The 24,277-nt window shown below is 69.4% G+C and carries 12 protein-coding genes and 1 pseudogene; 6 read left to right on the plus strand and 7 right to left on the minus strand.

All coding sequences use genetic code 11. From position 1 onward, the window contains the following. Positions 1-324: 324 nt before the first annotated feature. Entirely contained in the window at positions 325-645 is a 321-nt protein-coding gene (locus tag TNCT6_RS39725) for an SDR family oxidoreductase (RefSeq protein WP_172632796.1), read from the plus strand. 59 nt (positions 646-704) lie between these two features. Here the strand turns inward: TNCT6_RS39725 and TNCT6_RS03730 are convergent, their stop codons facing one another. Further along, positions 705-1,997: an MFS transporter gene (locus tag TNCT6_RS03730; RefSeq protein WP_141356528.1), complete on the minus strand. Its 1,293-nt coding sequence runs from the start codon at positions 1,995-1,997 to the stop codon at positions 705-707. Between the two features lie 81 nt (positions 1,998-2,078). Then, a complete protein-coding gene (locus TNCT6_RS03735) occupies positions 2,079-2,741 on the minus strand; it encodes a GntR family transcriptional regulator (protein WP_141356530.1) in 663 nt (220 codons plus the stop codon). A 494-nt stretch (positions 2,742-3,235) separates the two neighbouring features. Here TNCT6_RS03735 and TNCT6_RS03740 point away from each other — a divergent pair, with 494 nt between their 5' ends. Together TNCT6_RS03740 and TNCT6_RS03745 are read left to right on the plus strand one after the other, a co-directional pair. Then, the gene (locus TNCT6_RS03740) at positions 3,236-5,128 is read left to right on the plus strand and encodes a CocE/NonD family hydrolase (protein WP_253266016.1); all 1,893 of its coding nucleotides are present in this window, start codon (positions 3,236-3,238) and stop codon (positions 5,126-5,128) included. A 250-nt stretch (positions 5,129-5,378) separates the two neighbouring features. Next, the gene (locus TNCT6_RS03745; RefSeq protein WP_172632797.1) at positions 5,379-7,010 is read left to right on the plus strand and encodes a CehA/McbA family metallohydrolase; all 1,632 of its coding nucleotides are present in this window, start codon (positions 5,379-5,381) and stop codon (positions 7,008-7,010) included. Positions 7,011-7,099: 89 nt separating this feature from the next. Here the strand turns inward: TNCT6_RS03745 and TNCT6_RS03750 are convergent, their stop codons facing one another. Beyond that, a complete protein-coding gene (locus TNCT6_RS03750) occupies positions 7,100-8,176 on the minus strand; it encodes a ParB/Srx family N-terminal domain-containing protein (protein ID WP_141356532.1) in 1,077 nt (358 codons plus the stop codon). A 426-nt stretch (positions 8,177-8,602) separates the two neighbouring features. Here TNCT6_RS03750 and TNCT6_RS03755 point away from each other — a divergent pair. The 3 genes and pseudogenes from TNCT6_RS03755 to TNCT6_RS03760 form a co-directional block, all read left to right on the plus strand. Further along, positions 8,603-9,493 (plus strand): annotated as a pseudogene (locus tag TNCT6_RS03755) (lysozyme); the annotation flags it as partial. Between the two features lie 39 nt (positions 9,494-9,532). Further along, positions 9,533-9,916, plus strand: coding sequence for a peptidoglycan-binding protein (locus tag TNCT6_RS40715; protein WP_301184421.1), 384 nt, complete (start codon positions 9,533-9,535; stop codon positions 9,914-9,916). Positions 9,917-9,961: 45 nt separating this feature from the next. Further along, positions 9,962-10,741 carry a D-Ala-D-Ala carboxypeptidase family metallohydrolase gene (locus tag TNCT6_RS03760; protein WP_141356536.1) on the plus strand — a complete coding sequence of 260 codons (780 nt, stop codon included), beginning with the start codon at positions 9,962-9,964 and terminating at the stop codon, positions 10,739-10,741. Between the two features lie 38 nt (positions 10,742-10,779). Here TNCT6_RS03760 and TNCT6_RS03765 read toward each other — a convergent pair whose 3' ends face one another. The 4 genes from TNCT6_RS03765 to TNCT6_RS03780 all read right to left on the minus strand — a co-directional run bounded on the left by TNCT6_RS03765 (position 10,780) and on the right by TNCT6_RS03780 (position 24,046). Continuing rightward, positions 10,780-11,946 carry a permease gene (locus TNCT6_RS03765; protein ID WP_141356538.1) on the minus strand — a complete coding sequence of 389 codons (1,167 nt, stop codon included), beginning with the start codon at positions 11,944-11,946 and terminating at the stop codon, positions 10,780-10,782. Between the two features lie 104 nt (positions 11,947-12,050). Further along, positions 12,051-12,656, minus strand: coding sequence for a bifunctional 2-polyprenyl-6-hydroxyphenol methylase/3-demethylubiquinol 3-O-methyltransferase UbiG (locus TNCT6_RS03770; RefSeq protein WP_141356540.1), 606 nt, complete (start codon positions 12,654-12,656; stop codon positions 12,051-12,053). A 762-nt stretch (positions 12,657-13,418) separates the two neighbouring features. Next, complete coding sequence (locus TNCT6_RS03775) at positions 13,419-19,835, minus strand: RHS repeat domain-containing protein (protein ID WP_373996232.1); 6,417 nt, start codon at positions 19,833-19,835, stop codon at positions 13,419-13,421. 191 nt (positions 19,836-20,026) lie between these two features. After that, positions 20,027-24,046 (minus strand): LamG-like jellyroll fold domain-containing protein, encoded by a 4,020-nt coding sequence (locus tag TNCT6_RS03780; RefSeq protein ID WP_253266017.1) that lies wholly within the window; start codon positions 24,044-24,046, stop codon positions 20,027-20,029. Positions 24,047-24,277 lie beyond the last annotated feature (231 nt).

Genomic DNA, 24,277 nt, shown 5'->3' on the forward strand with positions numbered 1-24,277 from the left:
CACTCCGTTACCCCTGATCTGCCGGTATGCCGGGAAGCCTAGCGAACCGCTCACGCGGACTGCACAGTTGCGTGCGAATTGGTTGCGGACGGCCGCGAGAGGGTACTCACGCCCGGACTTGACGAGCCGTCAGGGATGGGAACCGGCTGGAAACAGCCTGGGGCGCCGCGCCGGGGCCGGCCGGGTGCGCCGGATGTGACCAGCGGGAAGGCGCTCGGCGTCGGCGGGGTCGGCACGCCGGACGGTGTCCGGGATCAGCCGGTACTCGGTCCTGGCCGCCGGGATCCACCCGGAGCAGCCGGTCGCGGAGATGACCGGCGTGCAGTGGCGCGAGTCGAGGTCGCCTCGCCGGCCAAGGTCCTGGCGGTCGAGTGGGCGTCCGCCGGTGTCCGGGTGAACGCGCTCACGCCGGGATGTGGGGAGGCCGACCTGGCCGCCTCGCTCGCCGCGACCGGTCGTCCCGGCCTGGCGGCGCCGCGGTCCCGTACTCCTTCGTCCCGGCTCGGCGGTCCGGGCGACATCGCCAACCTCGCGCTGTTCCTCCCCACCGACGTCCGGGCCGACATCACCGGCCAGGTCATGGTGAGCGACGGCGGCCGGACCGCCGACGGCTTCGGGATCACCGTGACGGCGGCGGGGCAATGACAGCGCCCCGCGGTGCGGCCCGCGCGGGCAGGGCGCGCCGTGGGGAACGGGCGCGGGTGTCAGCGGGCCGGGGCCTCGGCGGGCCGTGTCTCGGCGGTGCCGGTCCCGGCCGCGGCGAGGGTTCCGGCGGTCCGCCCCGACGAGGTCGCGATCACCGCGAGGCTGGTCAGGGCGAGAAGGGTCAGGACGACGAGCATCACGGTGTAGGACGCCAGCGCGGACAGCGCCGCCAGGATCGCGGGCAGCAGGAATCCCGAATAGCACAGGGCGTAGTAGACGCCGGTGATGCCGGCCATGTCGTCGGGGGTGACGATCCGCTGGATCTCCAGCAGTCCGGAGACGACCCCGATGCCGTAGGCGGCCCCCAGCAGGACGGCTCCGCCGAGGCCGAGCCAGGGCGAGCGAACGGCCGCGTCGCCCGCGCAGACGGCCATGCCGCAGGCCATGAGGATCATCGCGACGATGATCCCCCGCGCCGAGTCGAGCGAGTCCAGGCGCTTGGCGAAGGGCTGGACCAGCGCCCCGGTGCCGAGGGTGCAGACGGTCAGCAGGGTGGCGTAGGCCAGGGCCCAGTTCCCGATCCGGTCGCCGACGAGCTGGGGGGTGACCGCGTAGGCGACGCCGGCCGCGCCGAACACCCAGGGGGCCATCGGAAGCACCACGCGCAGGAAGCGGCGGTGTCCGGCGGCGGGGACCTTGAGGTCGGCCCACAGGCCGCGGACGTCGGTGGTCCGCGCCCGGGTCTCCACGGCGCGTGCCAGCATGAACAGGGCGGGCAGGCTGACCAGGACATGCACCAGGTACGGGGTGATCATCGGCCAGGGGCCCCACTGGGCCAGCACGCCGGCCACCCCGGCGCCGAGTCCGAAGCCGAGGGTCAGCGAGAGGGAGGCGCGCCGCGCCCCCGCGCCGGCGTCGGCCGCCGGGTCGTGCGGTGCCTGGGAGAGCTCCTTGACCCAGCTGGTGCCGACCGCCATCGCGATGCCGACGGCCAGGCCGCTGAGGAAGCGGCCCGCGTAGACGGGGATCTGTCCAGTCACTCCCCCGCACAGGACGGCGCTGGCCGCGAGCGACGCCGCGGTCGCGACGGTCATCAGCGGGCGGCGGCCACAGCGGTCCGAGGCGGCCCCGCCCACCAGCAGCCCGGGTACGAGTCCGAGGACGTAGGCGGCCAGGAAGGCGTCGACCGTGACCGCGGAGTAGCCGCCGAGGCGGCGGTACATCAGCAGCAGCGGCGTGAACTGGTTGCCGCCCCACCCGGAGCAGAACATGGCAGCCGCCGCCGGCAGCCACGGCCTGCCCCTGCCGGACGGTACGGCGGGACGGCCGGTCGGCCACCGGGTGGTGCTCATGACGGTGCTGCTCCTTGCTTGTTCACGTGCTGATCCCGCCGGGGCTTGCGGTGGGGGTGCCGGCGGGTGTCTGTGACGGGGTCAACGGCCCGTCGCGCCGCGGTGGGCGTCCAGGTGGGCCCGCAGGGCGCCGGCGAACCCCTCGTCGTCGCGGTCGGCGATCCGCTCCACGAGCAGGCTGTGCTCGTGGATCAGCGAGGCCAGGCGCTCCGGCTGCGGCTGGAGGAGCTGCAGGGCCATGCGCCGCTGGCGGTCGCGCAACGTCTCGTAGAAGCGCTCGGCGAGGCCGTTGCCGGAGGCCGCCACGATGCCGTGGTGGAAGGCCTCGTCCGCCTCCGCGAAGGCCGTCACGTCGGCCCGGCGGGCGTGCTCCCGCTGGACGTCGATCAGGTCGGACAGCCGGCTCACCAGGCCGCCGAGCGGCTCGGCACGACGGGCGATGCGTCGCACCGCGCTGCTCTCCAGTGCCTCGCGCAGCTCCAGGACGTCCTCGGCCTCGCCCGGCCCCACCGGCACCACCACGGCTCCGCGCTTGGGGAAGAGCTGCAGCAGCCCCTCGGCCTGGAGACGGAGGAAGGCCTCGCGGACCGGGGTGCGGCTGAGCGAGGTGCGCTCGGCGATCTCGCCCTCGCTGATGAGACTCCCGCCGGGGAGCCGCCCATCGATGATGAGCTCTTTGGTCAGGTCGTACGCACGCTCGGCGGCCGGCACGCGGGCGGTGGAGGAGGTGATGTTGGCGGCCATGTCTCCACTGTAGCAGCGATAGATACAACCTTAGATACATCACGCCCGCGTCCGCCACGGCACGAAGGCCGGTGAACGGCGGAGCGCCGTGCCCGGGCCGATGGAACCAACATCACACCGACGAACCCACGACGAACCGATGCCGAACCGCCGACGTACCGATGATGATCAGACCGCCGGCGAAGAGGGCTCCGTGTGGTCCCTTCCGGCTGCTCCTGACGTGGGCGGCAGGGCGATTCGCCGCCGGCCGATGTCCCCGCGCGCCCACGGGGCGCCGAACCGGTCGGGGTCACATCGGCAACACGCATGACGCGCAGCCCCGTTGACTCGTTTCAATGATGATCATAGGCTCCGTCGCCGACGGCTCCGGTGCACGCCCGCGATCCGGCCTTCGGCATGCGTGCGACCGCCCACACAGCTCTGACGGTGGGTCAGGGGCCGTGCTCGACCGCACCACCTGCACCGCCCCGTACCTGACACTCCGGGAGGAGCAAGTGAACAGACGTCGTACGGCCGTCGCGACCGCCTCGGCACTCGTCACCACCTTCGCGCTGACCGCCGCGCTCGCCGGCCCCGCCACCGCGGTGCCCGGCGCCGCGGCCCAGCCCGCCGCGGAGCAGACCCGGACGGGGGCGGTCGCCACCGCGACCGACCCCGTCACCCATGAGGAGAACGACCGCGTCCCGAAGGGCTCGCTCTGGACGCAGCACTACTTCCCGTCCTCGGACGGCTCCGACACCGAGCTGCACGCCGACGTCCTGCTGCCCGAGGGACTGGCCCCGGGCAAGAAGGTGCCCGTCATCCTGTCGGTCGGCCCCTACTTCGGGCACTCCGGGCAGACCGATCCCGAGGGCTGGAAGCACACCGGTCCCTCGTCCCGCTTCCAGGACTTCATCGAGGGCACCGACCTGTTCGCCCAGGGGTACGCCTTCGTCATGGTGGACCTGCGCGGCTTCGGCGGCTCCACCGGCTGCCTCGACTGGGCGGGTCCCGGCGAGCAGGCCGACGTCAAGGCGGCGATCGACTGGGCGGCGAAGCAGCCGTGGAGCACGGGCGCGGTCGGCATGTACGGCAAGTCGTACGACGCCGTCACGGGCCTGATCGGCAACAACCTGAGCCAGAAGGCCCTCAAGGCCGTCGTCGCCCAGGAGCCCGTGTGGGACATGTACCAGTACATCTACTCCAACGGGGTGCCCCGCCCGAACGTCACCGGCACCGCCAACGCCTACAACTCCATCGCCACGCTCTCCCAGATGGCGGACGACGACCCGCACTACCTGGCCAACGCCCAGTGGGAGAAGACCCACCCGGAGTGCCTCACCCAGAACTCGGCCGGGTACAAGATCGCGAACCAGTGGGACAAGCACTGGACCGACCGTGACCTGGCGAAGATGGCCAAGGGCACCAAGACCCCGCTGTTCGTCACCCAGGGCTTCATCGAGAACAACACCAAGCCCGAGGAGATGCAGGAGTACCTCGACAACCACGTGGGCCCGGAGCGCGGTTGGGTCGGCCAGTGGGAGCACGTGCGCGGCGGCGACCGCACCAGTGACGGGCGCCTGTCCATGGGCCGCGAGGGCTGGTACGACGAGACCCTCGCCTACTACGACGAGTACCTCAAGGGCATCAAGCCGAAGGTCAAGTACCCGGCCTACGTCGTCGAGGACTCCACGGGTGCCTGGCGTGCCCAGAACACGTGGCCGGTCGTGAAGCGGTCCGTCACGCTCCCGCTCGGCAACGGCTCGTACCTGGACGACGGTGGCGCCTCGGGCCGCGCGGCCCTGGCCGCGGCCGGCGAGCCGACGCCGCAGACGCTCGGGAAGCCGTCCGGCCAGTGGGACATGGAGAACGCGCCCGCGACCGACCAGGCCGCCCCGAAGGGCCTGGCCAGGGGGCTGGCGAAGCTCCAGAAGGACGGCAAGGTCACATCGAGCTTCTTCGTGTGGTCGAAGCCGGTCGGACAGGCCGTGCGCCTCACCGGCACCCCGCAGGTCTCGCTGACCGCCAAGGGTGAGGGCAACGTCATGCTCAAGCTGTACGACGTCGCCCCGAACGGCAAAGCCGTCATGTTCGACGAGCAGGTCTCCCTGCTGCGTGCGGGCCGGATGACCGTCGACCTGAAGGCCACCGACTGGACCCTGGCCACAGGTCACGTCCTGGCCGTGGAGATCGGCTCCATCCAGACCGGCTCCTGGCGTGCCACGCCGTCCGGCCAGACGGTCGCGGTCAAGGGCGCTCAGCTCAGGCTGGCCCTGGACGACCCGGCCCGCGACACGGCCACCGCCGGCGCCCGTTCCCCGTTCCTGGACACCTACCTGCGCCAGTACACGGTGAACCTGTCCGCCGGTCCCGCCTCGTTCACGGTGACCCCTGGCGGCCGCCTCTGAGCCGAGCCGCAACACACGACGAGGGCCCCAACCGCCAAGGTAGGGGCCCTCGTTGGCCTATCGGTGGGGCAGGTCCGCGTGTCACGCGACGCAGGCGGGGGTGCGAGGGGGGCGGCAACTCGCCGCCACCGCACACCAGCCACAGGCTCTTGCCGGGCGGGCCATGCCCGGCTCATCCGGCGTTCACGGAACCCCATGAGGCTCCAGAGGCTTTCCGCGCATCCATCACCGAGCTTGCCGAGGACGGAACATGTGCCTTGACGGACACTGCGAGCACAACGTGAAGCCCCTGGAGCCCGACACCGCGGACGTCCGCAATGCCGGTGCCGGCCTCGGACGCCGGCGACTGCTGCTGGCGGGAGGTGCCGGAGCGGCCGCCCTCACCCTCGCCCCGGTCTCCTTCGCGCGGGCGGCGGACGGTCCCGCCGGCGCCGCGCCGGCGAACGGCAGCGAGGCGACCCGCACCATCACCGGCTTCCTGGAGACCGGCGTCGCGGACTTCGTCCACCTCCCCGTGGAAGTCCCCAGAGGCATAAGAAAGATCGCCGTCTCCTACTCCTACGACAAGCCGTCCGTACCGTCCGGTGTTCCGGGCAACTCGTGCGACATCGGTGTCTTCGACGAGCGCGGAAGCGCGCTCGGCGGCCGCGGCTTCCGCGGCTGGTCCGGCGGCTTCCGGACCTCGTTCGAGATCGGCGCCGGCGAGGCCACGCCGGGCTATCTGCCCGGTCCGGTCAACCCGGGCACCTGGAACATCGTCCTCGGCCCCTACCAGGTGGCGCCCCAGGGCATGAACTACCGGGTGGAGGTGACGCTCACCTACGGCGAGCGCGGCCCGGCCTTCGTACCCCACCACCCCCCGCAGCGGGCGAAGGGCCGCGGCCGCGACTGGTACCGCGGCGACTGCCACCTGCACACGGTCCACTCCGACGGAAAGCGCCTGCCGGCGGAGGTCGCGGCCGGCGCGCGCGCCGCGGGGCTGGACTTCATGGTCTCCACCGACCACAACACGTCCTCCTCGCACGCGGTCTGGGGCGAGCACGCCGGTCCGGACCTGCTCATCATCCCGGGCGAGGAGGTCACCACGCGCAACGGGCACTGGCTCGCCCTGGGCCTTCCGGCCGGTGAGTGGGTCGACTGGCGCTACCGCTCGCGCGACGACGCGTTCGACCGGTTCGCGCGTCAGGTCCACCGCAACGACGGCCTCGTGGTGCCCGCGCACATGTACTGCGCGTACGTGGCCTGCCAGTGGAAGTTCGGTTTCGAGAACGCGGACGCCACGGAGGTGTGGACCGGCCCCTGGACCTACGACGACGAGCACGCGGTCAGCACCTGGGACCAGAAGCTGGGCGAAGCGGTCCACACCAGAAAGCGCTGGCTCCCGGCCATGGGCAACAGCGACGCGCACAGCGAGCCGCAGGTCATCGGTCTGCCGCACAACGTCGTCCACGCGGACGACCTCGCCACCGACTCGCTCATGAAGGGCATCCGCGAGGGCCGCAGCTGGATCGCCGAGTCCGCCTCGGTCGAGCTGGCCTTCACCGCCACCGGCGGCGGCAGGCAGGCCGGGATCGGCGAGAAGCTCACCGTCCCCGCCGAAGCCCCGGTGGACATCCGCCTCGACGTCCGGGGCGTGCCCCACGGCACCGTCCGGTTCATCACCGACGAGGGACAGATGCACCAGGAGTCCGTCGGCGCCTCCGGCACCGGCACGGTGGTCTGGCGGACCACCGCCTCGCTCGCCGCCTATGTGCGCGCCGAGGTCCGCCACCCGATGGCCGACGGCTCCCCCGGCCAGGGCAACACCATGGGCGACGCGCTGCTGTTCGGGCCCATGGCCGCCATGACCAACCCGGTCTTCCTGGAGCGGAAGGGCCGGTGACGTACGCGGCCGGGGGCGGTCTTCGCGAGACCGCCCCCGGCCGGCGGTGTCAGGTGGCCCGGGTTCCCGGTGAGCCGAGCGGGGACACCTCAGCCCAGACCGTGCGCCCGCTTGTACTCCAGCGTGTAGGCGAGCTTCCCGGGCTTGGCGTCGGAGTACGGTTTGCTCAGCTTGTTGAACTCGCCCTTGTTGACCGCGCTGCCGTCGTTCCACCGGTCCAGCGCGCCGAGTTCGGCCGCGGTGAAGCCGCTGTCGACGACGGCGCCCTTGGGCAGCGCCGTCATCGTCCCGGTCAGGGACTTGACGGTGGCCAGGTAGTTGTCGAGGTTGTTCGGGTTCCAGTCGGCCAGGTCGATCGGCTTGGCGTCACGGACCCAGCTGCCCCAGTAGAACTCCTGGAACGGCAGCCCGTTCTGCGCGTAGCCGATGTCGCGGCCGAAGTAGAGCAGGCTGCGGTACTTGTCGTCGGTGAAGTTGGCCAGACCCACACCGGTCGGCAGCTTGTTCACCGTGACCTGCCTGCCCTCGGGGTCGCGCAGGTACACCCACTTGTGCGCCTTCATCTCGTCCCAGAAGGCCTGGCGGGGCAGGTTGCTCAAGTTGGCCTGCACGCGCAGTCGGACGTGCAGGTCGGCCCCGCCGTCGGGGGTCTCGTAGAAGGAAGTGAGCGTGTGGTGCCCGTCGGTGAGGAACGGTTCGCCGCCGGGGCCGATGACGACGGTCTTCATGGGAGCGACGCTGTCCGCCGTCTCCGCCCCGACCGGGAGTTCGCACGTGAATGACGACGGGTCGTCAAGTCGCGCACCAGCGGGCGCGGTTGCCGCCGCGGACCGGCCGTCGGCCTCGCACCAGTCGTCGAACTTCTTGTTGATCGCGTCCTTGCCGAGGGTGTAGCGGCCGAGCTTGTAGTACACCTCGTCGTAGCCGAGCGACGGCTGGGTCGGGTGCACGTCGCCGATGCGGACGTCGAGCAGGTCGCCGGGCCGGGCGCAGAGATACCGCGAGAACGGTGTGCTGCGGTTGTCGTGGCCGCAGAACGACGGCCGGGTGCCCGGAGCACCGGGTGCGGCGGCGGCGACGGGCGCCAGTGCGGCGACGCCGGCCCCGATCACGGCGAGGGCCACTCCGAGGGCCGAGGCCCGGCGGGACGGAGATCCGAAGCGCATCACACCTGCTCCTTGCGATAGGGGGAATGCCGACGGTCAGCGTGTGGCCGATCGCCCAATGCACTGGATCGTCCCGGTGACATCCGGTGGAGCCACAGGTGAACAATTCACCGTCAACCGGCTTCCGCACGACGCTTCCTGCCGGATCTCCGCGCGCGCCGGGCACGGACCGCCGCCCCCGATTCAACTTTTCACATCTCGAAGATGTTGCGAGCATGTCAATACATCCCTTACGTTTACGCGCGTCAACCCAACCTGCGCGCCGCAGAGTTGACGGCGTGCCCGGCACCTGCTGACCCCCCACCGCGACCGGCACTCACCCGCCGCTCACCGCTCCGACGCTCCACTCCCGACCGTCGATGGCCGTCACCACGGCCACCCCGGCCCAAGCGCATCGCAGTGTCCCTCCACACCTCTGGGAGCACCATGCCTTCAGCCACCCCCTCGCGGTTCAGACCCGGCAACACCGGTACCGGCCCCCGCCGGACGTTCGCCCGTGCGGCCGGGCTGCTGGCCGCCGCCCTGACCCTGCTGGTCCTGCCCGGCACCGCCTCGGCGACGGCCGCCGGCGACCCCGGGACCGCCACCGGGACCCCGGTGCGCATGACGCACCCGGACCAGGACCACGCCGGATCCGGACTCCAGCGCCAGGGCACGGGATCTCTGTCGGCCGCCTCCCCGCTCGCCGTCAGCACGGGCCCGGCAGGCCTCGACGTCAGCGGCTACCAGGGCAACGTCGACTGGACGTCCGTCAAGAACAAGGGCGCCGCCTTCGCCTACGTCAAGGCCACCGAAGGCACCACCTACACCAGCCCCTACTACTCCCAGCAGTACAACGGCGCGTTCAACGCCGGACTCATCCGCGGTGCTTACCACTTCGCGCTGCCCGGCAATTCGAGCGGTGCCGCGCAGGCTGACTGGTTCGTCAGCCACGGCGGCGGCTGGACCGCCGACGGCAAGACGCTGCCGCCCGCGCTGGACATCGAGTACAACCCCTACGGAGCCACCTGCTACGGGCTGAGCCAGAGCGCGATGGTCTCCTGGATCCGGGACTTCAGCAACCAGGTGCGCACCAAGGTCGGGCGCTACCCGACGATCTACACCACCACCGACTGGTGGACCACCTGCACCGGCAACAACAGCAGCTTCGGGGCCACCAACCCGCTGTGGATCGCCCGTTACGCCGGCAGCCCCGGCACACTGCCCGCCGGCTGGTCGGCCCAGACGATCTGGCAGTACGCCGACTCCGGAACCTTCCCCGGCGACCAGGACACCTTCAACGGCACCCTCACCGACCTCCAGGCCTTCGCCAAGGGAGGCGGCTACAACCCTCCGCCGACGGCCAGTTGGCCCACGGTGAAGCAGGGGGCCTCCGGTGAGCGGGTCAAGACCGTCCAGTACCTGCTCAACGCGCAGGGTTCCGCGTTGACGGTGGACGGAGCGTTCGGGCCGGGGACCGACTCGGCGGTGCGTTCGTTCCAGTCCGCGCACGGCCTCGGCGTGGACGGGGTCGTCGGACCCGCCACCTGGCAGGCCCTCATCGTCACCGTACGGCAGGGTTCGTCGGGAGCCGCGGTCCAGGCGGTGCAGAGCCAGCTCAAGGCTCACGGCGCTTCGTTGACGGTCGACGGCGCGTTCGGGCCCGCGACCGACACCGCGGTGCGTTCCTTCCAGTCCTCGCACGGCCTCGCCGTGGACGGCATCGTCGGTTCCAACACCTGGCAGGCCCTGGTCGCCTGACCTTCGAGGCGTAGTCACCAGCAGTCACCAAAGGAGGAGACTTCCATGAACCCGGCACGACACCCCCACCGAAGCATCGACCGCCGCACCCTGTTCCGGAGCGCGGCGGGCGTGACGGCCGCGCTCGGCGTGGCGGCGGTCACCGGCGTCGCCACGGCCGGCACGGCCTCGGCCTACGGCTGGAGCCGTACCCTCCAGCAGGGCGCCTCCGGCTCCGACGTGGTGGAGCTGCAGATCCGCGTCGGCGGCTGGGCCGCCGGCAGTGCCTCCCAGACGTACGTCGCCTGGGACGGCTCCTTCGGCCCGGCCACGGCCGCCGCCGTCCAGCGCTTCCAGTCCGCCTACGGACTGGGCGCGGACGGCGTCGCCGGCCCGCAGACCCAGAGCGTCCTCAACAGCCTCGAGGCGAGCGACGGATCGACCGCCCACTTCGATTTCAGCGAGTTCTACTCCAAGGACGGCTCCGGCTTCAACAACGGCAAGGTCGCCGCCGCGACGGTCAAGGAGAACGTCCGCCGGCTGATGTACAAGCTGGAAGCGGTGCGCAAGAAGGCCGGCAACAGCCCGATCACGGTCAACTCCGGCTTCCGCAGCATCGCGCACAACGCCGCCTCGGGCGGCGCGTCCAACAGCATGCACCTCTACGGCGTCGCCGGCGACATCGTCGTCTCCGGCCACAGCACCCTGCAGACCTACCGGATCGCCGAGACCTGCGGCTTCTCCGGCCTCGAGGCGTACACGAACTCGTGGCAGCACTGCGACAGCCGCGTCCAGTACCCCTCGTACGGCTCCGGCTCGTGGTGGTGGGAGAGCGGCGTGGCGTGACCCGCCCGCTCCGCGGCACAACCGGCCCGTCCGCGCCGTCATGGCACGGACGGGCCCGTCCGGTCGTGACCGGTGTGCGGTGAGCCGCCCATCATGCGCAGCATGGACGGCCCGCCGGTCCGCCAGAACCGCGCCAGAAGCAGCGCGGCGAGGAGGAGGAAGGCGATGTTGAGCCAGGTGGTGTAGTTCCATCGGATGCCTTCCATGGGCAGCCTCGCGTCGGCCTGGTCGGGGATCAGACCGAGGCCGCCGAAGACGAATTCCACGACGTAGCCGGCGACGACCATCGCGAGGTAGAAGGTTCCCAGCAGGAAGGCCGCCATCCGGGCGCCGTAGTACTTCCGGTAGATGTTGAGGATCGGCAGGATCAGCAGGTCGGCGAAGATGAACGCCACCACGCCGCCGAAGCTGATGCCTCCCTTCCACAGCACCACCGCCAGCGGCACGTTGCCGATCGAGCACACGAACGAGGCGATCGCCACCAGCGGGCCGATGACGGGGCCCCACAGCTTGGCGGCGAGCGGGTGGCCGTCGAAGAAGAAGGTGCGCCAGAACGAGTCCGGGACCCAGGCGGCGACGGCACCGGCGATCAGCAGTCCGACGACCAGGTCGCGCAGGATCGCCGCCCATTCCATGACGAAGACGTGACTGACGGCGGTGAAGCCCTCGCGGGAGACCAGACGCCGGGTGAAGGAGCCTTCGCGCCGCACGGACATGTCCATCGCCGCGTGGCCCTCCATCGACCCGGCCAGGCCCCGTTCCGCCTGTTCGCGGGCCTGGCGCAGCAGCCTCTCGCGCAGGACCAGCCGGAAGAGGACGGCCAGCAGGACGATCATGACCGGGCCGCCGGTGAACTCGGCGGCGGTGAACTGCCAGCCCATCAGCAGCGCGAGGATGACGCCGAGTTCGACGACGAGGTTGGTGGAGGCGATCTCGAAGGCCATCGCCGCGGTGAAGTCGGCGCCCTTGCGGAACAGGGAGCGGGCCAGCGCCACGGCGGCGTAGGAGCAGGACGAGGACGCCACGCCCAGTCCGGCGGCGACGGCGAGGGTGCGGGGACGGTCGTCGCCGAGCAGTGCGACGACGGTGGACTTGCGGACCACGGCCTGGACGACCGCGGACAGGGCGAAGCCCAGGATCAGCGCCCAGGTGATCTCCCAGGTCATGGATCCGGTGATCGACAGTGCGTGGAGTACGGCGTGCATCTGTGCAGCCTTCCCCGCAGGGCCCGGCACACGGCCGAGGAACACGCCCGCCGCCGGGGTCGGGACGGCGGGGGCCGGACTACGAAGCCCTCGTCACCGAAGTGTCACCGGAGGTGGACGCTGACGGCATAGCCGCCGCCGTCGTACGGGTCGGCGTCCCAGGTGGCGAAGCGGTCGACGAGGGTGAGGTCGGCCGCTGCGCAGCAGTCGTCGTACTCGGCCAGCGTGATGCCGGGCGGCACGGGCAGGTGGGCTTCGTCCAGGCCGAAGCCGGCGACCAGCAGTCCGCCTGGGCGCAGGGCGGCGGTCAGGTGCTCGATCACGGCGGCCTCGGTGCCGGCGGCGAGCAGCGGGAAGATGTTGCCCGCGGCGACCACGAGATCGAAGTCCGCCGCGATGCCGAGCGGGTCGGGCTCGAACGCGGCCAGATCGGCCTGGAACCAGGGCAGCTCCGGCGCCTGCTTGCGCGCCATCGCCAGCATCGACGCGTCGAGATCCACCCCGACGCAGTCGTACCCCAGCTCCGCGAGCCGGATCATGACCCGTCCGGTACCGCATCCGGCGTCCAGCACCCGTGCCCCGGCGGGCACGAGAGCGGCACAGAACCGCGCCTCACCGTGCACGTCCTTCCCGCTCCGGACCAGCGCCGCGAACCGCGCGGCGTAGTCCTCACCGGACGTCTCCCCGGTCAGTTCCCTCCAACGGCTCATGCGGCCCACTATAGGTCGGCCACCCGCAAGCGGTCACGGCTCCATGATGGCTGCCACTCCGGCGGTCATCGGCGCCGAGTGCGCGAGCACGTGAAGAGCACTATGAACCCGCTTCGAGCCCGCAGTCACCAGTCCTTGGACAGGGTGTAGGTGTCCCGCACGTCGGGATCGGATGTCAGGAAGAACAGCACCGGTCGGTCCGCTTTGTCCTTGGTGACGCCCATGTACCAGGTGGCCTCGGGCGGAGGTGGCTCGGTCCGGTCAGCCGCTTCCGCATCTTGCGAGGTGGAGGGTGAGGGCGTCGGCACGCCCGGCCGGGTGACGGAGGGGGAAGGTACGGGCCCCGTGGATCTCACTCTCACACGGACGACATATCCGTTTCCCACGGTATTGCCGCCCTGGTAGTGACCGGGCTTGTAAAGCTCCCATACCCCTTTCCCTGTCATCCTCCACTCGTCGTCAAAGTTGAATTCCTGGCCATCAAGTCTGGTTGCTTCTGCTGCTCCGCGGGGACCGAGGGTGAGCGAACTGCCGGCCCATCCTTTCCACGTGCCCTGGAGGTCCGCGACGCCCACCTGAACGGTTGGCGGCGGCGGCGCAGCCCTGCTGTCGACGCATGAGGACGTTGCCATGACGCAGCCTGCGGCCACCAAGGTGGCCGCAAGTGCGCGCCGGATCGGGACAGACATCGACTACTACCTCTCCGCAGGAACGGGGCGGGCGGAAGGACCCCTTCCGCCCGCCCCGTCGTACTCCCCGATGTTACTGGTCGACCGACATACGGATCGACTCGCTCCAGGTGACAGTGAACGTCAACTCACGCTGACCCGCGGGGAACACCGCGCGCGCCGTGTCGGACAGCACGACTGCCGGTCCCTCCTTGGTCCCGGACGTGTAACCCTCTGGGGAAACCCCTCGAGTCAACGACTCAACGGTCATTTTCTGGGTGAGCTCGAAATCGACATTCGCAGTCCTGTTCAGACCGCGATAATCACTCACGGTCGCCTTCAGATTGAAGGATCCGAGAATGGCGCGCGTTGCCCCTTCGGCCGACTTCTTGTCACCGTTGAGGTTTGACGCGAAATCAGCGAGCTCTGCGAACATCATCATCTTCAGCGGGAGGCCATTCATCTTGGCGCCGTACGCGGTCTTGTAATCCAGACCCTTGATCGTCTCGCCGACCTTGGTGCCCTTGCGCATCTGCAGGTACTTGCGGACCACGTCCATCCACATGTGCTGCCGGACTCCGGCCGTGAACTTGTCCTGCTCGTTGAAGTGATAGGAGTCCGGAGTGATCCCGGCGAACCACATCGCGACAATCTGCGGGGCATCCGGATTGAGAACGGTGTTCGCGTTGAAGTTCCCGCCGGATCGGTAGGACGCGGCAGCCCGGTTGGCGAGTTCCATGCGTCGCTTCTCCTTCACTACGGCCTGATGCTGGTACTTCACCGTCTCCTTGTTCTGCGCGACGATCGCGTCATAGCGCTTACCTTTACTGATCGGCTTGGTACCGCCCTTGCAGCGGTACATGCCGTTCACACACTCCTCGAAAGCCTCACCCGTCGGGTCGGAGAATGTCGCGGGATTGTTGCCCGCATAGCTGTAGCCGTTCATCGTCTGCGGCTTGTCAGCCTCGAGAAGGGGGTCGACGGAGAGGAACCGGCCGGTGGCGGGGTCGTATTCGCGGGCGCCGAGGTGGGTCAGGCCGGTGGATTTGGTGTCGTTGGTGCCGCCGACGAAGCCCTTGGTGCCGGGCCAGGAGTCCGGTTCGGTACCGCGGGTTTCGCCGAAGGGGAGGCTGCGGCGCTGGGTGAGTTTCTGGGTGCCGGCCTCGATGGCGAGCTGGGCGGTGCCGTGGTGGTCGGCGAGGGTGAAGGAGACGGTGCCGTCGTCGCTCTTGACGGCCTGGTTGCCGCCGCCGAGGTCGTAGTAGCGGGTGGCCTTGGGCGTGGTGGCGCCCTTGGTCAGGGTGATCTCGGTGGTGCCGAGGTAGAGGATGGTCTCGGTGGGGGTACGGCCGATGAGACGGCTGCCCTCGGCGCCGTAGAGATACTCGGTGACCTTGCTGGCACCGCCCGCGACGGGTTCGGTCACCTTCGCCAGGTGGCCTTCGACGTCCCATTCGAGGCTCTGCGTGGTGCCGCTCAGGGTGCGGCTGGTGGTGTTGCCGGTCTCGTCATAGCCGTAGGAGTCCTTCGCCGTCCCCGTGGGACCGGTGCTGGTCACGGAGGTCAGCGTGTGCGGCTGCTGGTCCTTGCCCGCTTCGGGGTAGGCGTAGGCGCGCTTGACGTCCTTGGCCGTGTTCCCCGTGGGGTCGTGGAGGGTTTCCGTGGTGCGGTTGCCGACCAGGTCGTAGGTGTAGGAGTGCCAGTACGGGGCCGGGCCGCCAAGCACGCTGCCGCTGGGTGCGGTGGCGCAACTGGTGGTGTTCTGGGTCCAGGCCTCGGTCAGGCGGCGCAGGTGGTCGTAGGTGAAGCACTGGTTGTCGGTGCCGGAGCGGGAGACGTCGGAGACGGACAGGACGTTGCCCGTGTCGTCGTAGCGGAAAGTGCTGTTCTGGTCGACTCCGACGATGTCCTGGCGGTCGACCCGGGTGTTGGCCAGGCGCTGGGTGCCCCACTCGTAGGTGTTGGTGACCTGGACCGGCTTGGCGCCGACGGCCGTGCTGTACATCTTGTACTGGCTCGGCTTGCCGGTCTTGAAGTAGCTGGTCTCCGCCTTGAAGCCGTCGCCCAGCAGGGAAATAAGCCGCAGCGTCTCCGGGTCGTACGTGAACGACTGGCTGCCGCCCGGAAGGGAGCCGGCCGCGGAGTAGCTCACGCCGCCGACCAGCCCGGAGGACAGGTAGGAGGTGCCGGTCTGATAAGTGCCCTGCAGACCGTCCTCCTTCCCGGGGATGACCACTGCGGTCTTCATCGGCCGGAGGAGGCGGTCGTACTGGGTGACCTTGGTGGTGTATGCGGCGCCGTCCACGTAGCGGGTGGACTCGGCGAGCTGGCCCTTGCCCCCGAGGGCGGTGTCGTAGCTCCAGCCGGCGCGCAGTTTGCCGCTGGCCGAGCCCTCACGCAGTTCGGTCTTGCGGCCGAGGTTGTCGTAGCCGTGCCACAGGGCCGGGGTGCCCGGGCGGGCGTCCTCGGTGGTGACCAGTTGGCCGCGGTCGTCGTACTTGTTGGTGGTGGTGCCCTTGTCGGGGTCCGTCGCCGTCAGCTGCCGGCCCATCGGGTCGTAGGTGTACGACCAGTTGTTGCCCACCGGGTCGGTGAGCCTCAGCAGTTCGCCGCGCGAGGTGTAGGTGTACTTGGTGGTGTCGTAGGCCGCCTCCGCGCTGCGGGCGCGGTGCTGGCGCAGTTCAGTGGTCCGGCCGCGGGCGTCGGTGAGGGTGGTGGTGGCGGTGCCACCGATCGGCGGGATCACCGTGGTCCGGTCGCCGCCGTAAATTGTCTTGGTGGTGCCCAGCACGGGGCCGCCGTCGCCGTTCCCGGCGATCTGCTTGGCCTCGGTCTGTCGCCCCAGACCGTCGTGGGTGTACCAGTTCTGGGTCTCCACACCCAGAGCGTCCTTCGGCTTGACCAGCGTGGTGGAGGGTGCGCCAGCGCTGTAGTAGGTGGCGAACTCCTTGGCGGTCAGGCCGCGTTCGTCGTAGAAGGTGTCGGCCAGCAGACGGCCGCCGTCCGGGCCGGGCTCCTGGGTCTGACGGGTGCGCAGGAAGCCGTCGTAGAGGGTGTAGGAGGTGCGCTGGCCTCCGGTGTTGTTGAGGGTCTTGGTACCAACCGCGACCGGATGGTTATCGGTGAATGTGTAGGTGAACTGGTAAGACGGGGTCAGCCCGGTGTTGCGGTCGGCCAGCCATACCTTGGCCGTCCGGCCCAGGGCGTCGTAGGCGAAGTCGGTGACGTTGTTGTTGGTGTCGGTCTGCTTCATCGGCAGGCCCCGCAAGGTGTCGAGGCTGCTGGTCGAAGTCTGGGCAGTGGTCGCGCTGCCCGCCTTGGCCGGAGGCGTGGTCACCTTCACCGTGGTGGCGAAACCGGTGGACGGAGTGCGCTCGGTCGTGGTCGTGCGGCCGTCCGCGCGCGGGGTGCGCGTGAGCACGCCGGCACCGGTGACGGCCACGTCGGCGGTCAGGTCCGTGCTGGTCAGGGGGCGGCCATAGGCGTCGTAGGTGGTACCGGACTCCAAGTAGAGGGCGGTGGTGCCGTTGTAGTCCTTCAGCACCGCGTTCGCCGTCGCGTCGCCCTTGGCGGGGGCGGCGCCGTACGTGCCGCCGTCGTAGGCGGTGCGGACGTCGGAGATCACATCGGCGGGCCGGCTGACACTAGCGGCACAGGCCTTCGCCACCGTCTCCACCCGCGAGGGCAGGTTGAGGATGTTGTCGGTGGTATTGGTGGCGTAGGTGGTGCGGGTGCAGGTGTCGTCGGTCGCGATGCTCGTGTCACCGCGGTCCTCGACCTGGGTGACGCGCCCGGCCACCGTGTCGAACTCGTTGATGGCCTCGGTGGTGCGCCACTTCGTGCCCGCCCCGTCGTCCAGCGACGTCCACGACGTGCTGCTCTTGGTACCGGTGAAGTTGGCGGTGACAGTGCCCCAGCTGCGGGTCTTCTTCGCCGTCTGGTGGAACCAGGGCCGACTGACCTCCTTGGCCAGCACCCTGCCGCCCGGGCCCGAGTAGCTGACGGACTTGTAGGCGAAACCGGCCGCCGACTCGTGGTCGGTGATCGAATCACCTTCACCCGCGCCCAGGGTGACGGTCACCGCCTTTGTGCCGCCGCTCGTGTCCTTGCGGTCGCCGTCCATGCCCCGCAGGAAGTACGTGTCCTCCTGCGACCTCATCGCCGACGCGCCGCCCTGGCCACCGGTCTGCACCCGGACCTGACCGTAACCACGCCACTGCGACCAGGTCTTGAACTTCTCCTTCGTCAAACCGTCGTCATCGTCGTAGTGCCAGGCCGCCCCACCCAGATACTGGTAGGTGGTGACCTCATCCGGCGCCCCGCCGGTCCGGTCGGTGGCGGTCACGGACGTGACCACGTACTTGTTGAACCACTGAAGCTCGGAATCAGCCGAGGTGCTGCCTCCGATGTACTGCGGGAAGCAGCGCGTGGTGTTGGACTGCGGTGTCGGCAGCGCGGCGAAGTCACAGTCCGTGGCGGAGTAGTTGACGTCGATCTGACCGCCCGATTCGTCGGCGACCGTGGACAGGCGAGCCTTGATGAACGGCGGGTAGCCGTCACCGGTCCTGTCCAGCCGGTTGGCCAACTGAGTGTAGGCGAACGTCGACTTCGGCAGCGTGACGGCAGGGGTTTCGGTGTGGCCGGTGCGCTGGACGGAGTCCAGCAGCAACTGGTAGTCGGTGTCGGCCATGCCCCAGCGGTGGGTCAGCTTCCAGGAGTCGACGGGCTGGTAGGTAGTGCCGTCGAAGACCTGGGTGGTCACCTCGCTGAGCCGCTTGCGGGTGAAGAACACCGGGGAGAGGCGGCCCTTGTCGCAGTCCTTGCCGCTGTCGCAGTTCAGGTCCCAGGGCGTGTCGTACCAGTAGGCGGCGTCCTTGCCGATGTCGGTGCAGGTGGTGGAGGAATCGGGCAGGCAGCGCTCGGCGTCGGTGAAGCTGACCTTGGCCAGCGCCTTCGTGCCGTACATCGAGGAGGACTTCAGACCGTACTCGATCCGGTCCAGCGTGCCGCCGCGGACATAGGGGGTGTTGTCCTTGGCCTTCAGGTTGCGGCCGTAGGAGTTGGTCTCCTTGTTGTAGTAGTAGGCGATGGCGTTGCCGTGCACGTCGACGGCGTAGTCCAGGTTCCACCGCCAGGCCTGCTGGCACCAGGAGTCGGCGAACGCCGCGGCATGGCAGGGCTCACCGGAGTCGTTGCCGAAGACGGGGACGTTCCAGGCGGAGTTGGTGACCGGCTTGCCGTCCGACCAGCCCGGCAGCCGGTTGTAGCCGAAGTAGTAGCGCGTGCCGTCCGGGTCGGTCAGCCGCCAGTACTCGCCGTCGTTGTCCCCGTTGCCACGGTCGCCGGAGGTCAGCCGGTCGATCCTGGTGCCGTCGTCGTCCTTCAGCTTCCACGAGTCGGTGCCGGTGGGGACCAGCTCGCCGCCCTTGCCGTTGAACGTGATGAACGCGTTGTCGTACGCCCAGCACAGGTCACCGGGCTTGCTGCCGTCCGCGTTCTTCACCCCGTCATCCGCACACGGCTTGTACCGCCGCTCGATGGAACCGGGCCACAGGCTGAAGCCGTCGCCCACCCACGACGCCTGGTTGTTCGTGGCGCCGGTACGCCCGTCGACGGAGCCCGAGGAGTACGACAGACCGACACTCGGAGCCAGTTCGCCCGGCACGTCCGGTACCGGAATGTCGTACGACCAGGAGAAGTCACCAGTATTGAGGTTCGTGTCCCACGTCGCCGAGGGCGACAGCGGCGTCGCGGTGTAGTCGCCGCTCGCACTCTGCGCCTCCGCCACCGCGGCAAGCACCGTCGGAGCACCTGCACTCAGGGTCACGCCCTGGGCGATCAGCTCCTGCTTCCCTGTGTCGTTGACCGCCTCCACCGGCTTGCTCGTGCGGCACGGGGCCTGCTCCGGGGTGGTCAGCGCGCAGGCGGGCAGCTCCACCAGGGTCAGCCGGGAGGCATAACCACCGCCGAACGCCCCCGCAAAACCCGAGTAGTCCAGCTTGGCGCGGACGCGACCGGCCCGGCCGGTCAGACCGTCCTTGCCTTCGCCCTTCGAACGCAGCGTGAACAGCACACCGTCGACGTCCGCCTTCGTCGCCGCCTCGCGACCAAGGACATGTGCTTCGACGGCGCCGCTCGCCGACTTCGCGCCAGTGATGCCCTCGGTGTCCAGCGTCAGCGGCAGCCCCTTGACCCGTACGCCGGTCGGTATGGCGCCTTTCGCGGTGGAGCCCGACAGCTCGACGACCCCCGTGGCCGCCTTCGGCCAGGCCGCGTCCGGGGGCGTCTGCGGAGTGCGCGGGCCCTTCATCAGGGTGCGCGGCTTGGTCTTGACCGCCGAGACGGGCACGGGCTTCTCGGACTGAGGAAGGCCGGGGAGTCCCGTCCCGCCGTCCGCCGCGACAGCAGGCAGTGTCACCCCCTGCAGGAGGGTACCCACCATGACCGCGGCTGAGGTCAACGCGATCCGTCGCCGCAGCGTTCCGAGCCGCTTGCTCGATCTGTCCTTCATCCCGTCCTTCGTCCTTCGCCGCAGGCCGGCCTGCGTGTCGCAGAGCAGGCCGGAGCGGAAGTTGAATGGCATATCGCATGGGTGTTGCGGCGCCCGGGAGGCCCGGGCGCCGCTGTTGCATCAGGGAGAACAGCTGGTCTCTGTGTGTGGTGGCTTCAGCGCTTCATGACGTGTCGTTCCACCATCAGAGGTCAGCTGGCGCCGGGTACCTCGGTGGGCACGTCGAACCAGCTGGCGGCCAGCTTTTGGACCTGTTCGTCGGTCAGCGCGCCTTGGAAGGCCCAGACGTCGTCGACCAGGCCGGGGAAGTACTCTCCCCAGGCCCCGTCGGTCTTGGCGCGGCCGACCTGGAAGGACTTGGCCGCCTTGAAGGCGAGCGTGTTCTCGGCCCAGGAGACCTGGCCGCCTCCGCAGTCCTCGCCGTCGTCACCGTTGCCGCAGGAGACCTCCTGGAGCGTTCCGTTGACGTACAGGCGGGCCTGTTTGGTGAAGCCGTCGTAGACGACGGCCAGGTGGTTCCAGTCCCGCGCGTCGTAGAACTCGCTGTTCTTCACGCGTACGACCGTCGCGTCCGCGCCGTCCTTGTCCGGCAGCGTCAGCTCCCAGTGGCCGAGGCCCTCCGGGTTCGCGGTGTCCGGTACGAAGCGGACGGTGAGGGCACTCTGGCTGGAGCCCTCGGCGCTGACCAGCGCGACACCGCTCGTCGGCAGCGCGGCGGCCTGGGCCCAGGCGGTGACGGTGTAGCTGCCGCTGGTGTCGACCGGTACAGAGGTCGTGGCCGCGTAGGCGCCGACGCCGTTCAGTTCCAGACTGCCCCAGTCGATGAAGGCGAAGTCCGACTTCTTCGCGCCCCCGTACAGCGTGAGCGCGCTGCCTCCTGCCACCGCGTTCGGGGTGGTTACCGGGCCGGTCCCGGCGGTTTCCTCGAACATCCACCGGCTCTCGACCAGCGGACGCTGCTGGAACATCTGCTGGACCTCCTCGGTGGAGACCGGCCGGTCCAGGAGCCGGACGTCGTCGATGGTGCCGGGGAAGAAGAACTGTGTCGTTCCGCTGAAGCTTCCGGCACCGATGTACATCGACTGGGTGGCGTAGAAGGGGCTGGCCTGCTGGGTGGAGCCGGCCTTGACCCCGTTGACGTACAGGGTGAGCGTGCCGGCGTCCTTGTCGTGCACCCCGACCAGATGCGCCCACTCTCCGGCCCGTGCCGTCGTGCCGGCGGGCGGCTGCGCACGAACGATGCTCGCATCCGCCGAATCCGCGGAGTACTGGGCAAACACCCATTGCTGAGCGGGAGCGGAGTAGTACAGCTCCAGGCCTGGCCGTACCTTGCCTGCCTGCGCCACGACCACGCCGGTCTGGGACAACGTGTCCAGCTTGGCCCACGCGGAAACGGTAAAACTACGGAAGGTGTTCACGTGCGGGGCACTGGTCTGGCCGATCTGCCCGTAACCGGAGGTGCCGTCGAAGTGGGTCGCCTTCCCCGCGATCCCCGGCACGCCCGTGGTGACCGTACCGTGGTAAGTGGCCGGCAGCACTGCGCCATATCCGGCGATCTCGGTGGCACCGGCAGCCTCGTCCATGCCGAACACCGCGATCGCAGGGGGCCCCGGATCGCCGACGGTCTGCTTCGCATACAGCTTGCCGACCTCACTCATGGCCAGCGGCCTGCTGAAGATCTGCACCTCGTCAATGGCGCCGGGGAAGAAATTGCCCGGGGCCCCGCCTGAGGAGCCGGCGCCCAACCGCAGGCCGCGACGGGCATTCCACGGCATGGACCAGGCTTTCTCGCCGACCAGTTGGCCATCGACGTACAGCCGCAGCAAGTGAAGGGTCGCATCGTAGGAGCCCGCCACATGCGTCCACTGACCCACCGTGATCGGGGCCGGTACGGCGGCCTCGGCCTTGACCAGGGTGGCAGTGGCAGTGTCCGAGGAATGCTGGCTGAACACCCACCCGACGGCCGGGGAGTAGTACACCTGGAAGCCGGACTTGATATTGCCCGGCTGAGCGGCCACCACCACCGACTGGGTGGGCTGCCGATCGAACTTCGCCCAGGCGGACACGGTGAACCCCTGCGTGGTGTCGACTGGGGAAAGGTCGGTGGCGGCATAGCCGTCCGTGCCGTTGAACTGCACCGCCGTTCCCTTGACGCCCTCGACACCCGGCGTCACCCCGCCGTTGATCGTGAGCGTGCGCGCCGGAGTGGAGCCGGTAGCCTCGCTCGCACCGGCGTCCTCGTCCATCTGCCAGGTCGCCCGCTCCGGCTGCCCGGCCTTCACCCGGTACTGGTAGGTACGGATCTCACTGCCGTTCCCCGCAGAGTCAAACGCTTGCGCGGTAAAGAAGTTCACCCCAGGCTTGGCAGGCAGAACCTTCACGATCTTGGCCGCACCGCCCGACGTGGTGACCTTGTTCTTCGAGGACGGGTCACTGTTGATGCCGTACCAATACGTCGTCACATCACTCTCAGCGGCCTTCATCTCAAACGAGCCGTAACTGCCCACCCCGTCGTACCAAGGGTCTTCCGGGTCCTCCGGGTTCGAGGCCGGGTACTCGCCCGAGGCAATCGACGGAGCCTTCGGCACCTTCGTGTCGTAGGAGAAGTAGCAGGCCGTCGGATCACCCGCATGCGACCACGGCGAGTACTGCGCCCCGTCATAGCTGCGTACATACCAGTTGATCTGCTTGTTCTGCGGCACGGAGGTAGGCAGGCTGATCGAGAAGCTGGACCCGGACTTCTTGTACGAGGTGAGCGCCGGCTTCCACCGCGCGATCAGGCCCTTGCCGTCTCCGGAGTCCCACTTCGCCTCGAACTGCACCGCGACGGTGTCGCCGTCCGGGTCGGTGACGCTGTTCGCGTAGATCTTGCCCAGCGTGCGAACCCGCGCCGCCTCCGCCGGCTTCTTGCACGTGCCGCCGTACTCCATCGTCAGCTGCGACATCTTGATCTGCGGCGGCGGCCGGTTGTACTGCACCCGCAGATACGCCTTGTCCGAGAATCGCTTCCAGGCATAGCCGTCCGTCTCGCTGGCCGCCTGGAGCCCGAACGTCATCGTGGCGCTCTTGTTGTTCGCGGCCGTCTGCACCGCCGACTTCACATCGAACTCGGCGTCCTTGGCCGCACAGCCCGTATAGCCGTAGGCGAAGGACTTCGACGCCAGCTGCTTGATCCAGAAACCCGAGGCGTTCTGACTGTTCCACGTGGTCGAGGAGGAGATGTCCTTGGTCTGCCACAACTCCACACTGCGCGCATTGCACGACGCCGACCACGTGTTACGCACCACGAACTCCGCCGACAGGATCGACTTCCCCGCGAACGTCGAGGTCGGGATCCGGTAGAACAGCCGCTTCGTGTCATGCGGGGCGCAGTAGTCCCAGTTGCAGTAACCCAGACCGGCGTCCGCGGCGCCGTTGAACTTCCACTGCGGCGACGACGCCCAGTACTTCGACGCCATCGTCCACGCCGACGCCTTCGGCGTGTACCACTGCGGATCGATGTACACCGGGTAGGTGGTGTCCGCGCCCTTCAGCACGTCCACGTCCGGGGTCAGCACCAGCTCGTCCTGCCGGGCTGTCACATCCACGCCGACCGGGGCGAGCTTGCCCGACTCCGCCGGGCCCGACTCACCGCTCGACTCCTGCGGCGCCGTGGCCTGCGTGCCGAGTGTCCGCACCCGCGACTGCTGCTCGCCCGGGCTGGAGTCCCACATCATCGGCTTCGGCGCCTCGAACACCGCGCCCGCCGCGCCCTGGTCGACGGCCTCCAGCCCGCCCCCGTCGGTCTCCCGCACGTCCAGGCCCGACGCCGACAGCTTCAACCGCAGCTCGGCCAGCTCCGCACTCGCCGCGGCCTTCGCCGACTTCACCACCAGCAACTGGGTGAAACCGTCCTCCTGCGCGGTCATCCGCAGATCCACATCCGGCAGCACCGACGCATACGTCGCCACCGCGCCTTCCAGCTCCGGCTTGGGCAGGGCCGTCGGCCACGACAGGCTCAGCTCACGCCCCGCCCGCCGCATCCGCACCAACGGCGCCGACCCACCACCGGCGGAGAACTCCACCTCCACCGTCGCGGCCTTCGGTGCGACCATCCCCTCACCGGTCGCCACCAGACTGGTGTCGACCCGCTTCCAGCCACCCTGGCCACGGGCCCACACCGGACGCAGATACTCCCGCGCCTCCAGATTCCCCTCCGGCGTGGCGAACACCTCACGGCTCTCCCCACGCCGCGCGGAGACCTCCACCGGCTTCCCCGTCCGCCTGGCCTCCGCCAAAGCGTCCGCCTCCGACACACCACCATCGGCAGGAGCTGCCTCCGCGCCGCGCGACGCGGCCGGCACAGCCGCCGCGGCCTCACCGCCTCCCAAGGCCGGAACCACTCCCACGGCCAACGTCACGCTCAGCAGCGCCCCGAAGGCCCTGCCCCCGCCCCGCAATCC

The sequence above is a fragment of the Streptomyces sp. 6-11-2 genome (genome assembly GCF_006540305.1).
In the GTDB taxonomy this organism is placed as follows: domain Bacteria; phylum Actinomycetota; class Actinomycetes; order Streptomycetales; family Streptomycetaceae; genus Streptomyces.

Bases quoted from the DNA above. Each gene is read 5' to 3' on its own strand.
- TNCT6_RS03730 (WP_141356528.1), bottom strand. From the start codon at position 1,997: ATGAGCACCACCCGGTGGCCGACCGGCCGTCCCGCCGTACCGTCCGGC.
- TNCT6_RS03735 (WP_141356530.1), bottom strand. From the start codon at position 2,741: ATGGCCGCCAACATCACCTCCTCCACCGCCCGCGTGCCGGCCGCCGAG.
- TNCT6_RS03745 (WP_172632797.1), top strand. From the start codon at position 5,379: ATGTGCCTTGACGGACACTGCGAGCACAACGTGAAGCCCCTGGAGCCC.
- TNCT6_RS03750 (WP_141356532.1), bottom strand. From the start codon at position 8,176: ATGCGCTTCGGATCTCCGTCCCGCCGGGCCTCGGCCCTCGGAGTGGCC.
- TNCT6_RS03760 (WP_141356536.1), top strand. From the start codon at position 9,962: ATGAACCCGGCACGACACCCCCACCGAAGCATCGACCGCCGCACCCTG.
- TNCT6_RS03765 (WP_141356538.1), bottom strand. From the start codon at position 11,946: ATGCACGCCGTACTCCACGCACTGTCGATCACCGGATCCATGACCTGG.
- TNCT6_RS03770 (WP_141356540.1), bottom strand. From the start codon at position 12,656: ATGAGCCGTTGGAGGGAACTGACCGGGGAGACGTCCGGTGAGGACTAC.
- TNCT6_RS03775 (WP_373996232.1), bottom strand. From the start codon at position 19,835: ATGAAGGACAGATCGAGCAAGCGGCTCGGAACGCTGCGGCGACGGATC.